16 protein-coding genes are annotated in these 13,217 nt (G+C 37.3%); 13 read left to right on the plus strand and 3 right to left on the minus strand.

Annotation, left to right across the window (positions count from 1 at the left end; all coding sequences use genetic code 11):
* The first annotated feature begins 60 nt into the window (after positions 1-60).
* The 3 genes from IE199_RS09650 (at position 61) to IE199_RS09660 (ending at position 2,221) form a co-directional block, all read left to right on the plus strand.
* Positions 61-1,398, plus strand: coding sequence for a CsgG/HfaB family protein (locus tag IE199_RS09650; RefSeq protein WP_189769745.1), 1,338 nt, complete (start codon positions 61-63; stop codon positions 1,396-1,398).
* Between the two features lie 242 nt (positions 1,399-1,640).
* A complete protein-coding gene (locus IE199_RS09655; RefSeq protein ID WP_189769747.1) occupies positions 1,641-1,964 on the plus strand; it encodes a hypothetical protein in 324 nt (107 codons plus the stop codon).
* Positions 1,965-2,017: 53 nt separating this feature from the next.
* Positions 2,018-2,221 carry a zinc ribbon domain-containing protein gene (locus IE199_RS09660; RefSeq protein ID WP_189769749.1) on the plus strand — a complete coding sequence of 68 codons (204 nt, stop codon included), beginning with the start codon at positions 2,018-2,020 and terminating at the stop codon, positions 2,219-2,221.
* A gap of 330 nt (positions 2,222-2,551) precedes the next feature.
* On the opposite strand, the gene IE199_RS09665 is transcribed toward IE199_RS09660, so the two are convergent.
* Complete coding sequence (locus tag IE199_RS09665; RefSeq protein ID WP_189769751.1) at positions 2,552-3,394, minus strand: LysR family transcriptional regulator; 843 nt, start codon at positions 3,392-3,394, stop codon at positions 2,552-2,554.
* Between the two features lie 95 nt (positions 3,395-3,489).
* Here IE199_RS09665 and rimK point away from each other — a divergent pair, with 95 nt between their 5' ends.
* The 7 genes from rimK to IE199_RS09700 are packed head-to-tail and all read left to right on the plus strand — an operon-like array spanning position 3,490 to position 9,191.
* Positions 3,490-4,395 carry a 30S ribosomal protein S6--L-glutamate ligase gene (gene rimK, locus IE199_RS09670; RefSeq protein ID WP_189769753.1) on the plus strand — a complete coding sequence of 302 codons (906 nt, stop codon included), beginning with the start codon at positions 3,490-3,492 and terminating at the stop codon, positions 4,393-4,395.
* A 41-nt stretch (positions 4,396-4,436) separates the two neighbouring features.
* The gene (locus IE199_RS09675) at positions 4,437-5,471 is read left to right on the plus strand and encodes a succinylglutamate desuccinylase/aspartoacylase family protein (protein ID WP_189770578.1); all 1,035 of its coding nucleotides are present in this window, start codon (positions 4,437-4,439) and stop codon (positions 5,469-5,471) included.
* Positions 5,468-5,902 (plus strand): ATP-dependent zinc protease family protein, encoded by a 435-nt coding sequence (locus tag IE199_RS09680; protein WP_189769755.1) that lies wholly within the window; start codon positions 5,468-5,470, stop codon positions 5,900-5,902. Before IE199_RS09675 ends, IE199_RS09680 begins: the two co-directional genes overlap by 4 nt.
* Positions 5,903-5,917: 15 nt before the next feature.
* Complete coding sequence (locus tag IE199_RS09685) at positions 5,918-6,793, plus strand: mechanosensitive ion channel family protein (RefSeq protein WP_189769764.1); 876 nt, start codon at positions 5,918-5,920, stop codon at positions 6,791-6,793.
* A 31-nt stretch (positions 6,794-6,824) separates the two neighbouring features.
* A complete protein-coding gene (locus IE199_RS09690; protein WP_189769766.1) occupies positions 6,825-7,694 on the plus strand; it encodes a universal stress protein in 870 nt (289 codons plus the stop codon).
* A gap of 36 nt (positions 7,695-7,730) precedes the next feature.
* Positions 7,731-8,678, plus strand: a complete 948-nt coding sequence (locus IE199_RS09695) for a zinc transporter ZntB (protein ID WP_189769768.1) — start codon at positions 7,731-7,733, stop codon at positions 8,676-8,678.
* 12 nt (positions 8,679-8,690) lie between these two features.
* Positions 8,691-9,191, plus strand: a complete 501-nt coding sequence (locus IE199_RS09700) for a phosphate-starvation-inducible PsiE family protein (RefSeq protein ID WP_189769770.1) — start codon at positions 8,691-8,693, stop codon at positions 9,189-9,191.
* Between the two features lie 18 nt (positions 9,192-9,209).
* On the opposite strand, the gene IE199_RS09705 is transcribed toward IE199_RS09700, so the two are convergent.
* Positions 9,210-10,361: a flavohemoglobin expression-modulating QEGLA motif protein gene (locus IE199_RS09705; RefSeq protein WP_189769772.1), complete on the minus strand. Its 1,152-nt coding sequence runs from the start codon at positions 10,359-10,361 to the stop codon at positions 9,210-9,212.
* Positions 10,362-10,590: 229 nt separating this feature from the next.
* Between IE199_RS09705 and IE199_RS09710 the strand changes: the two genes are divergently transcribed.
* From IE199_RS09710 to IE199_RS09720, 3 genes are all read left to right on the plus strand, one after another.
* Complete coding sequence (locus IE199_RS09710; protein ID WP_189769774.1) at positions 10,591-10,848, plus strand: hypothetical protein; 258 nt, start codon at positions 10,591-10,593, stop codon at positions 10,846-10,848.
* Positions 10,848-11,228 carry a DUF413 domain-containing protein gene (maoP, locus tag IE199_RS09715; RefSeq protein ID WP_189769775.1) on the plus strand — a complete coding sequence of 127 codons (381 nt, stop codon included), beginning with the start codon at positions 10,848-10,850 and terminating at the stop codon, positions 11,226-11,228. Before IE199_RS09710 ends, maoP begins: the two co-directional genes overlap by 1 nt.
* A gap of 153 nt (positions 11,229-11,381) precedes the next feature.
* On the plus strand, positions 11,382-11,576 hold the full coding sequence (locus tag IE199_RS09720; RefSeq protein ID WP_189769777.1) for a hypothetical protein: 195 nt from the start codon (positions 11,382-11,384) through the stop codon (positions 11,574-11,576).
* A 52-nt stretch (positions 11,577-11,628) separates the two neighbouring features.
* Here the strand turns inward: IE199_RS09720 and IE199_RS09725 are convergent, their stop codons facing one another.
* A complete protein-coding gene (locus tag IE199_RS09725) occupies positions 11,629-12,843 on the minus strand; it encodes an NnrS family protein (protein ID WP_189769779.1) in 1,215 nt (404 codons plus the stop codon).
* Positions 12,844-13,217 lie beyond the last annotated feature (374 nt).

Raw genomic sequence — 13,217 nt, forward strand, 5'->3', positions numbered from 1 at the left:
TTTGTTGCTCCAGTGAACAGAAGTTTATTAATTGACCAATTAACGGAATGGAGAAGTGTCATGTTACTTAATCAGAAAGCTAAAAAAACTAACTATGCAAAGTGGGGAAAGATCACACTGTTTCCAGCTATTCTCACGATGTTAACCGCGTGCATGTCTACTAGTCCTACAATGGGCGGTTCAAGCGGTAATGTTGTTACTGGTGGAGCGGGTGGCAGCAATACCGCTAACCATAACAGTGGTCTAGAAAAATGTACTACACCGCTTGGCACTTTATCTGTTTTTGAAGATACATCGCTCACTTGGTGGGTCGACTATCGCAAACGCTATCCTAACTTAGGCAGTACAATTCCAGTGATCCGCTTAATGTTGCAGCAATCTAACTGTTTTGTTGTGGTAGAAAGGGGTCAGGCAATGAATGCAATGAATAGGGAAAGACAGCTGATGCAGTCAGGTCAGCTTCGCCAAGGCAGTAATTTAGGAGGTGCTCAAATGGTGGCAGCAGATTACACCATTAGTCCTGAAATTCAGTTTGCAGCAAAAGGAACTCAAGGATTAAAAGCAGTCGGGGCATCATTATTAGGATCTTTTGGTTCCATTATTGGTGGTGGTCTAAGCAAAAATGAAGCATCTACTACCTTGTTGCTAATTGATAACCGCTCTGGCGTACAAGTGTCAGCAGCGATTGGTAGTGCGGGCAATTATGACTTTAGCTTATTTGGCGGTTTATTTTCAGGTGGTTTTGCTGGAGCAAGTGGTTTTAGTAATTCACCAGAAGGAAAAATTATTACTGCAGCTTTTGCAGATTCTTACAATCAAATGGTGAAAGCATTACGCCAATACAAAGCTCAGGAAGTTGAAGGAGGACTTGGTAAAGGAGGGCAACTTACTGTAGGCGGTGCTTCTGATCAAACTCCAATTGCAACGAATACCGCACACATTGTTGCAGCTCCAAAACCAGTGCCAGTTGTCGTACATAAAACCAGTATCAAAACCAACAATGTGGTTAGAAATCGAAGCTATGAGTTTGAGGTCGATGAGTATGATGAAGATGCAATGAATGATTATTATCGCTCACTTAAAAGTGTAAATGAGATGGCTAGTGGTTTGGCAACCATTTCTATGTCAAATTCTAACCAACAGTATAAAGATATGGCTGCTACAGGCATGCAGATGTTTTTTGATAAACTCGCTACCAGCAAAATTGAGTTAGAGTCATGGCCGCTAAGCGCTAAACAACAAGCGTGGCAAGTACTTGGTAAAAAAATTGAAAAGTACAACAAAATGTTCGAAAAACATCGTAAGTCATTGCTGCTAAACAAGTCTTTAGACAGCCGTGTGGCGGATATTTTAAACTCAATAGAGTTGATCACTAAAGAAACCTTGTTTGGTGCTTAAACCAATAGTGCTTTATCCCTTTTACCTTAAAAAATGACTGCACCTAATAGTATCGGGTATAGCACTCGGTACTATTAGATCGGTACTATTAGATAAGACAGCAATATAACTTTATCTTAAGATTTAACTGGTGGCTTTTATCTGTGTGAACCACCAAGTTAGTTATTTTTTCTTTTGAGTGTAATTTTTTAAACGCTATTGAGACTTGGTGTGCATTAAATGTTGGAAAGTAGCTAACTACAATGAAAGTACACGAGTTGAAATCTATTTTAACAGTCTTGGCCCCAAACAAACGCAGAGGTTTAGGCGTTTTTACTCTTGCTGAGCAAACTGACCTTGAACCAGCGACATTAAGAAAATATTTAAATAAACACCAAAACTATTTTGTGAAAATTCCTAATAGTCAGTTATACACTATTAACCGTCATGGTGACGGTAAAGGTGACATTACCCAAATATCTGCACACTATAATGCACGTCTAAATAAACAAAAACGCGATCAGTATTTATGTCTATTTACCGTGTTTATTAGCCTATTATCAATACTTATTACGACTAACCAATAATGGATTAAAACTCCAATTGGTTGTGTTTTACGTCCTAACGTTGAGGAAAAAATATGACTTCAAAATGGAAGTGCCCAAAATGCGAATCCACAAAATTTGATACTGACACTATTGCAACTACAGGTAGTGGCTGGTCGAAGATATTTGATATGCAAAATAGAAAATTTACAGCTGTTATCTGCAAAAACTGTACTTATACAGAATTTTACCGAGGATCAACAAGTACTCTAGGAAACGTGTTTGATCTGTTTACGTGATAATTGACTTTAATTTTGTCTGAGTAATAGCGCTTTTATCTGATGTTGAAGTTGTGTTTAGTTAACCTAGCAGGCGTTTTGGAACACAACTAACTATTTTTTAAAAACCAATAAGTAGTAATCAATAAATAAAGCTATGGCATTATTGTGTTGAATAAAAACGTTTGTTGTTATTCAAAATTTCTTCAAGTAAAGAGCGTAATCGCCAGCACGAAAATAAAATAAAATAAAAATTAAGTTGATAAAAAACAATAGCTAGTAGAATGAAAATTAATCGATATATGCTGTTTGAAAAAAATAATTTATCAACTTAATAAAATTTTTTACTGATCAGCCCCGAATAAACGGGAACAACATTAATGCATCTTTTATCAAAGATGTTTTATCACTTTTATTTAAATATATTGCGTATATATCTCGATGATATTCAGGTGCGTTTTCAACTAAATAAAGTTTTTTCTTGCGCACATGCTGAAAACACATTTGCTTAGGTAAATATGCGCAACCCGTCGCTTCCATAATAAAATTAAGTGCTATCCTAGGTTGGCTCATGTTATGCCTAATAGCAGTATTGTCTCCAAAATCACGCATAAACTGGCTATTCACCGACTCACCATAATCCACCATGACCATGTTTTCTATGGTATCTAATGAAGCTTCTGCATCTGTACTCACTAATTGTAAGGGAACAGACGCCACTTTTTCGGCAACTATGTCCTCCACATGCGGCGGTTCAAATAAAAACGCGATATCGATAAGGCGAGTAAGTAACTGTTTTCTCAATTCTAACGGCGAGAATGTGTGGGTAAATAAGTGTACGTCATCAAGGTTACGGTGAATTTTTTGCAGCCACTCTTGTAAAACAATATCCCAAATAGACATCATGGCACCAACAAACAACTGATGTGAACTACCTTGTGCAATACCAACATCCTGTTTTACTTTTTGCCACATCATCAACATTTCATTGGCATGTTTTACCAACTTATACCCCTCAGCGGTTAGTTTTAATCGTTTTTGTGAACGATCAAAAAGTAAAACACCTAATTCGTCTTCTAATTGTTTTATTCTGCTACTTACGGCTGCTTGTGTCAGGTACAGGTTGTCAGCTGCTATTCTTACATGTAGTGTTTGACTTACTTCGATAAAAGTAGAGAGTAGTTCTATCTTCATTTTAATAAATAAAATCTATTAACTAGTGGCATTTATTTTGATTTTGTTTTTTAAAATTTTCAACTAAATTTGCAATTGTTAAACAGGAGCCAAAAATGAAAATTGCTATTTTATCTAGAAACGAAAATTTATATTCAACAAAACGATTAAAGGAAGCGTGTTTATTGCGCGGACATGAGGTTGATATTATTGATACCTTACATTGTTACATGGACATCACTAGTGCGCGTCCAGCCGTACGATATCACGGTAAAGAATTACCTAAATATGATGCAATCATTCCAAGAATTGGAGCATCTGTAACTTTTTATGGCACAGCGGTAGCACGTCAATTTGAAATGATGGGAACCTTTAACGTAAACGAGTCGGTTGCGATCAGCCGTTCACGCGATAAATTACGTTCGTTGCAGTTGTTATCTCGCAAAGGCATAGGTTTGCCACGCACTGGTTTTGCCAGTAAGCCAGACAACATTAAAGATTTGATTAAAAACGTTGGTGGTGCGCCAGTGGTAATTAAGTTACTTGAAGGCACGCAAGGCATAGGTGTGGTATTAGCTGATACAGCAAAAGCCGCTGAAAGTATTATTGAAGCTTTTATGGGTTTAAAGGCTAATATTTTAGTACAAGAGTTTATCAAAGAAGCTGGTGGTGCTGACATTAGATGTTTAGTGATCGGTGGACGAGTAGTTGCTGCGATGAAACGTCAAGGTGCTGAAGGTGAATTTCGTTCTAACTTACACCGTGGTGGCAGTGCTGAAGTTGTTAGACTAAGCAAAGAAGAACGAGCAACGGCAATCGCTGCGGCAAAAGCAATGGGCTTAAATTGTTGTGGTGTTGATTTATTGCGTTCGCATAACGGCCCTATGGTAATGGAAGTTAACTCTTCACCAGGTTTAGAAGGTATCGAAAAGGCAACTGGTTTGGATGTAGCAGGTAAATTAATCGAATTTATCGAAAAAAATGCAAAAGAAAACGCGAACAAAACTCGTGGTAAAGGTTAACTATTAGTTCAGGGAACAGGTGAATGAAGAAAAGTAATTCAATGGATGCTCTAAAAATTGGCGAACATGCTATTTACCCGGGAGAAACACGAAAGGTTGATCTCCCAGTTGCAAGGCTATACACAGATTCAGAGGTCAATTTACCGGTTTATATCATTAGAGGTAAAAAACCAGGCCCAACTATCTTTGTTAGTGCGGCAGTGCATGGTGATGAATTAAATGGCATTGAGATTATTAGAAGACTGATAAACTTAAAAAAAATGCGCATTTCTTCTGGTACACTTATCGCGGTGCCTATGGTAAATGTTTATGGTGTTGTCAACCAAACGCGTTATATGCCAGACCGAAGAGATTTGAACCGAAGTTTTCCAGGTTCAGCCAAAGGTTCACTAGCTGCGCGTGTTGCCAATATCTTTTTAAAAGAAATTGTCAGCCATTGTGATTATGGTATTGATTTACACACAGGTGCTATTCATCGCTCAAACTTACCGCAAATTAGAGCGCAACTGTCTGATGAAGGCACACTTGAGTTGGCCAAAGCATTTGGTGTTCCTGTAATTTTGAACTCTAGTATTATCGAAGGATCATTAAGAGATGCCGCAGTAGAGGGTAATACCAAGGTATTACTTTACGAAGCGGGAGAAGCATTACGCTTTGATGAGTTTTCGATTCGTGCTGGCATCAAGGGCATTATCAACGTATTGCGTTATTTAAAAATGATGCCAAAAGGACGAACGGCAAAAAGCCAAGTGAATTATTTTATTGCCAATAATAGTGGCTGGGTTAGGGCAACCAGCAGTGGTATTGTGACACATCATTTTAAATTGGGTGACCAAGTTAAAAAGGGCGAAGTATTAGCTGATATTGGCAGTCCGTATGGCGAATCTTTAGGAACGGTTGTAGCTAATAAAGGCGGCGTGATTATTGGTAAACAAAACATTCCGCTAGTGCAGGAAGGTGAAGCCATGTATCACATTGCGTATTTTAAAGAAGATGATGAGCAAATAGCAGAACACATTGAAAGTGTCGAGACCGCATTAGTCCACGAGACTAAAACTAATGAGGAATTGTTATGAACGATAGAACGATCATAGGTCACGTAGAAAATATTGATTTACCTGAATTAGGTATATTTCAGTTAACCGTGAGGGTAGATACTGGCGCACAAACGTCTTCGTTGCATGTTGATAATATTCAACGTATTGCCGTTAAAGGGAAACCAGCAGTTTCGTTTGATATACACCCAGAAATTCACAACGTGGATAAAACGGTACGCTGCCAAGCTATGTTGCATGACGTTAGAAACATAAAGTCTTCAAACGGACAAACTGAGCAACGTTATGTCATAAAAACCGCAGCGCTGTTAGGCGATCACGCTTGGGATATTGAGATAACGTTAACCGATCGTTCTGATATGACATATCTAATGCTACTAGGACGTCAAGCGATGTCAGATCGTTTTTACATCGATGCCGCGAATGCCTTTGTCGCATCATTAAGTCAGTAACTTAAAGGTAAAATAATGTTAGAAAAAATCACTTATTGGCTGAACTACACGCTGTTTACCGTAAATGATACAAAAATCACACTTTTAGAAGTACTCACGGTACCCGCTTGGATCCTGTTGAGTTTTTATATCGCACATTTGCTGATTAAATTTATCGGTAAAAAGCTAAAAGCTAGAAACAAAGATCCTAATATCATTCATTTAGTGCAACGTATTTTATATGTTATTGCACTGGCGATAATCTTTTTAACAACGTTGTCGTTATTGAATGTTCCTATTACTGCATTTGCGTTTTTATCGGGTGCCATAGCGATTGGTTTTGGTTTTGGTGCTCAAAATATTATTAACAACTTTATCAGTGGCTGGATTTTAATGGGTGAAAAACCTATTCGAATTGGTGACTTCCTTGAAGTTGAAGGGGTTAAAGGCGTAGTAGAAGAAATTAACACCCGATCGACTCGTGTTAGGCGTGTTGATGGCGTTCATATGTTGATCCCAAACAGCAAGCTTTTAGAAAATACTGTTATTAACTGGACGTTACGTGACAAGTTAATTCGTGGTGTTGTTGGTGTAGGTGTTGCTTATGGCAGTGATTGCCAAAAAGTGAGAGACATTATGCTTAAAGTGGCTAAGGAACAAAGCGAAGTACTAGTAGACGGTCTGCGCGATCCTATAGTGTTTTTTCAAGACTTTGGTGATAACGCACTGGTATTTGAGTTGTATTTTTGGATCAATTCGCAGGTAGAAGGTGGCTTACGTTTGGTTGCTAGTAATATACGTTTTGATTTAGACGCTGAGTTTAATAGAGCCGGCATCGTTGTCGCATTCCCACAGCGAGATGTTCATATTGATGGTGAAGTGAAAATCGTTAGAGCAAAGCGCGAAGATTAAACGCAATAGCTAACTAGCAAAAGGGGTAAACATGGAATCTTTAACAGTAAAAAATGCAATATGGTTAGTTGACTGTAAACATGAAACTAACAAGCTGGTACTGCAAAAAGTCGTTCGGTTTGTAAAAACCTATCAGAGTGATTTAACCATAGTGTTTGATCAAAGACTAAGAGCGATTGAAAAAAAGTATTGGTTTAATTTTGCAGAATCAGAAGCCCTAGAAAAAGAATGGCATAATAGCGTTGAGAAAAGCAAAAACAACATTGTTAAGCTGTTAGCAAAAAGTAATATTGACTATCAAACAAAATGTTTGGATAAAGGCAATTATCGCGAGCTATTTAAAATACTAAATGAAGATAGCCTGTTGATTTTACAAGATGAAACTACCGAGCAGCGCCATCCTATTTTTCAACAGCTAGCCAGTATTCCTTGCCATGTTTACATTGCTAAAAAAGATAAGTGGAACGAGCAACCTAAAGTGATGGGGGCAATTGACCCACTACATGAGAATGCCAGACCTTTTGATCTCGACCATTTAATTGTTAATCATGTTCGAGCATTAGCAAAACACTTGGAAGCTCAGTGGTATTTGGGCCACGCAAGCTATGTACAAGCAGCATTTTTAAAATATAAAAAAGAGTTTGATAAAGTTCACCATGACGGAGTTAATGCTTTTGTCGACAGTATTGGTGTTAATAGAAGGCGTGTTGTTTTTTTAAATGGTTTGCCTGAAGATGCAATCAATAAATGGGTAAAAACCAATGAGGTTGATATTACTGTCATGGGTATTGTGGCAAGAAATAATTGGATTTCTCATTTGGTTGGCAGTACAACCGTTGCATTATTGCAAAATCCACCATCAGATATGCTGTTAATTAAAAGTATGGCAGAGGATGAATAGTTACCTCTTGGGTAATTATGCGTTAGGAATAAAGACATGAACTATGAATTTTTAATTGATGCTTGGCAAATTAACGAACAAGGCCAAGGAACTCAGGTCAATCCCGCCGAATTAGACAACTACGACGGTGTGTGGATGCACTGTAATCGCTCGTCGGCTGAATTTGAACAATGGCTGGGTAACGAAGGCTTTTCAGAAGCGATTGTTAAATCGTTGTTGGCGACGGATACACGCCCTAGATTCCAGCAAATAGACGAAGAAAGCTTTTTCCTAATACTGCGCGGTGTGAACTTAAACTCAGGTAAACAACCTGATGACATGTTAACGATTCGCTTGTTGTATACACCCAATAGGTTGATCTCTTGTAATTTACAACGTTCTCGAGCGATTCAATCGGTTATAAGTGATTTTAAAAACGGACAAGGTCCTAAAAGCATTGAAATGCTAATTGTCGCAATATTGACTCAAGTTAATCTAAAAATTGAATCTGTTCTTGAGCCAATTGAAGAGTTTATAGATGCGCAGGATGTTGAATCTTACGATGTTAACCAAGTGAATGAAATTAACGCGATGCACAAAAAGCTATTACGTTTAAATCGTTTTCTTAAACCACAAACGCATGCATTGACCGCGTTGTCTAAGATCGAAATGCCAGTTTTTGAACAACATTTAGTCGGGCTAGCAAACCAGTTGGACAACCTTCAGCGTATTGTTGACACCATAGATTTTGACATCGCACAAATTGACGTTATTAACAGTCGCATTGTGCAAATCCATAATGAAGTGATTAATCGTAATACGTATTTATTATCAATTATTGCAGGTATCTTTTTACCTTTAGGCTTTTTAACAGGGCTTTTTGGTATAAATATTGGTGGTATGCCTGGTGTAGAAAACAGTGATGCGTTTTATTGGTTTTGTGGCATCTTAACGGGTATTGGAGTATTTGAGGTTGTCTTGTTTAGACGACTTAAATTTTTGTAAAGTGGATTTTTAATGTACGATTCTGACAATAAATTAATAGCTAGACTACAATCAACTATTTATGTATCGGTTAAGGTTCTTGCCGTATTGATGACCTTTGTTATTTTTATGGGGGTGGTTGATGTAGCTTGGACTATTTATCAAAAGTTAGGCAATAAGCCGCTATTTATCTTAACGGTAAATGATATGTTGGCCACTTTTGGCTCGTTTATGGCAGTATTGATCGCCATCGAGATATTTGTGAATATCACTATTTATTTAAAAGAGGAGATCATTCACGTAAAAATAGTGATTGCAACTGCGCTTATGGCAGTATCGCGTAAAGTGATTATTTTAGATTTAAAAGTGGTAACAGCAGAACAGATTTACGGCCTAGGTATTTTAATCGTTGCGTTAAGTATCGGTTATTGGGTGGTACTGCAACTGCCCAGTGTGAAAATTAACAAGCCTAACGAACCAGCCAAGTTAACTAACCCACTTAAACAGCAAAGTGAACAAAAAGCGGATCAATAACGATCCGCTATAAAACACTTATTTCAAACTATCGACCACAAACTTCAATACTGGGTCGGTTTCCATTGGGCGTCTAATGGCAGGGCTAATAAAGTTAGGCGCTATAAACACGCCTTGATCAACAAGCTTGTTAATCAATGGCAATTGCTCCATTGATATTTTTCCGCACAATAAGTTATTGATATTGGTTTTGCTGTTGTATGCGGTAATAATTTGTTTAAACCCTTTAAGGTACAAGTAGTCTTTAGTAAAGCCACCACCACGATAGACTCTAGAGCACATGGCAAATGCTTTTTCTTCTGAGAGTTTAAATTCTTCAACTAACATTGAAAAAGTCCGGCGAAAATCTTTTTCTTTTATCATAGAATCAACCGACACGACTCGAAGCGCCAACATGCGTAATCGATCTAACGACATAAAGCCTGCTAAGTATTCACATAACATAGCTAAACCTTCTTGACTGGTTGTGTTTACTGGCGAGCCTAAAGCCAATATTTTTAATGGTTGTGCTTTTGCGTTCAACGAAGTCGCTAAATGCACACCAAGTTCATGGTGAGCTAATGCTTTTAGCTGCTGACGGTTAATTTTTGCTTTGCGATTGATTTTAACTACGTCACCTGAAACAAGCGCGTTAGCAATCATGCTATCAACTATTTCAAGTTTTAAAGGGTAGTGGTTTGCTTGTGCAAAGTTCTCAAAAAAGTGCTGTATTTCTTCAATAGAAACGGTGTCAGTTTCCGTCTTTTCTAAATCTGACGTTACATGCAATAAATAATGAGCGTTTTTAAGTTCACTATTGGCAGGCTCACCGTAGTAACGGAGAGAGTCATACAAAAACTCAGGGCTGCCGATGTGTTGAAACTGGTCGAGTTTATCAACATAAGACTGAATGACTTCACTGTATAGTGTATAAAGCGCTTTATTGTTTAACTGCTCAATAGGCAAGTTAAATAACTGACGTTTCTTTTCAAACAAAGCAATATTGTTTTGGTTATAAGTAAATTGGGGCGCTTTACTAAAGTTACTTTCAAAAAACTGTTTTTTTTGGTCTAAGTAATTAGTAGGTGCAATTGCCGTTAAAATATCAATGTGTTGTACGCTAACATACAATTGTTCATCAATTTGTTGTAACGTGGGATCAACACCACGATGTTTTGTTGCCTTAGTCATTTCGACACATTTCTCTCTTTGCGTAATACACTGAAATACTGTGATATTTTAATCATGCTGATATCAATAATATAACTAAAATTTATTGTTGATAGGACAACTATTTTGTCGTGAAAATTCCAATTTCTATCATCAAAGTTTTTTTATCTTAAAGATAATAATTATTAGTTTTTCTTTTTTAAAACTTCATCCTAAATTTGCACCAATTACACCAAGTTAAGGTAATGGGATGAAAAAGGTTAGTTTGTTGTTCGTTACTTTGTTTACTTCTGGGTACTTGTACGCAGATGAAAGTGAAAAGTTAGGAATGGCAGAACCAGAAGTTGTTAAGAATTACTATGAATACTGTATTGAAATTAAAGCTGAAGAAGACGAACTAGAGCCGCATATTTTAGGCTGCGTAAATACTCAGTTAAAAGAATCAGGTTTCGATTTGTTTAAAACATATCGAGATATTATCGCTCATATTAAAACAGGAGACGAGTAATGGAAACTGCAATCAGACAAGGTAAAGTGCCTTTTCATGCAATTGACATATTTCCATATGGGCTTTCAAGAAGTAGTTATTTTAATAAACGAGAATCTGAAGAGCTAACTAAATATGGTCATACTTTCCTTCAACTTCAAAATGGCATTATTTCGCCAGAAAACGAAGAAGAGCAGATGTTTATCGACCAGCTCAATAGTGAAGAAGAAAGTACACTTTACAGCGTAAAATTGTGGAAAAAGTTCCTATACGCGGTAAATAAACGACGCACGTTTCATGGGTTTTCTATGAGCAGTAGGTTTATTCAAGACTATATTCCTAGTGCCGCTAATGATGACGAAGACGACGTGTTAGAAGACGATATAGAATTTGCCAGTTAGAACTTAAGTAAATTGATGGTGTTTAACTAATAAACACCGTTGAATACCGAGTTCAAAGGTAAAAGTAAGTTCTACGTTGGACAGTCAAACCAATGTAGAACATGTTGTCACCACCAAAATGACTGGTGACGTATATAGATGTGGACATTGAAAATGAACATTGAAACATTTGACGATAACTATGCTGAAGAATGGGAAATGGGTTATCAAGTGGCTTATACCTCAGGAAAACCTGCGCCGATGAAATCAAAACGTCGTAAGCCTTTAACAGCAAGACAAAAAATAGAAAGATTTATGGATAAAGCAAAGTTAGATAAAGACATTGGAGACTTTGCAGAGTACAACTAGATCTTAAAGATGAGTAACTCGTGCAACGCGAGTTACTCGATAAAAGTAAAGTCTACAACCTCGTTTTTGTTAAGATTGGCGTGTAGTAGAAAAGAAATATTGTAAAAGCGATTACCCAACATAAAGCACTGATTGTCCATCCCCAAGTCACCATACCCAAAGCAGGCAAAACAACGCGCGTTAATGTTGCGGCAATCATCAAGATAAAAGCGATAACAACAATACGTGGAATTTTTAACATTCTTCCTGTGTGGCCCAATGATACTCGGCTCATCATTGACAAGATCATAAAACCTATGGAACCAATGGTTATTAAATGAAACCCGTAAGTTGTTGGCAATTCATTAAATACAGATATAAAACTTAACCCCATACCAATTAAGCCAGCGGCCATAAACAAGTAGGCAAGATGTAACGACCATAGAAGAGGCACATGAAATGTGTTTAGGCTTCGCCATTTCGACACTCTTAACAATTGACAAGCTCCAGAGATCAACAAAGTCGCTGACAAAACAGTGTTTAAGTTAAACCAAGCATTTAAAAAGTATAAAATGGCACTACCTATGGCTAAAACAAAAACTAAGTTTTCAAGCCAGCTAATGGGTGGAATAGGAGGGGTTTTTGCGCCATTGACGGTAAAAAACGGAATAACACGGCCGCCTAAAATGGTAATTAAAACCACAAAAACTAACACCATAGTTTTTGCTAAATGCAGCGCTAGTGATGAACTGTCAGCTAAATCTAAAATTACTATTGATAAGTTTAATGTCGCCATAACGGTCAACAGCGGAATAAATATAAAGTTTCGTCTATTGTTCGTGCTAATGACAATTTCTGCATAAAAGCCGATGACAGCTAACCACCAAAATGCTTTTAATACTAGCGCTATGGTAACTGTCATTTGGGTATTTGCCCAAAATAACGTGTGGCTAAACACCCACATAACAACAAGTAGAAACGCCTTTAAGCCTTTAATACTCGATTTGCCCGTCCAGGTTTGTACGGCAGTTAAAATAAAACCGACCGCAACAGTTGAAGCAAAAGTAAATATCATTTCATGGATATGCCAAACTAACGGTGACAATCCGCCATGGGAAAGTGCTAAGCCGTGAGTCATGTAACTAAGCCAAATAGTTAAACTAATGATGCTAGCCAAAGAAGCAAGTATAAAATGGCTGCGAAAAAGTAAATCAAAAACTGGATGTTGCCAAACGTATTGATGTTTGTTCTGGCTGGCAGATTGTTGCGGTTCATTAATTGTTAACATGCTAAAACACCTTATAACCTAATCCGTGTACGCCAACACAGCGAATAACATAGCCTATTTTAAACAAGCTGGCTGATAAAATAGTACCAACATGGCCAGCTATCTGAGTTGAAAGGCTAACATATTGGTCTAGCGCAAAATTCATCGTAATAAGGGCCGCGGTTATAAGGCCACAAGTGATCAATAGCCAATTCCCCGCAATAATACAAAGTTGAAAATTTAGCTGGCTATCATTAACAAAGGGTGAGTTCTTTAAAAATAACTGCGTGTACATAATTTGATTACTATCAATAAAGGATACAATGACTAATCAAATTTAGTGCCAATAGAATAAAATGATAAATATCAATAAAATGGAAAAATTCGCTTGAGTA

It is taken from the genome of Thalassotalea marina (assembly GCF_014656435.1).
Lineage (GTDB): Bacteria > Pseudomonadota > Gammaproteobacteria > Enterobacterales > Alteromonadaceae > Thalassotalea_C > Thalassotalea_C marina.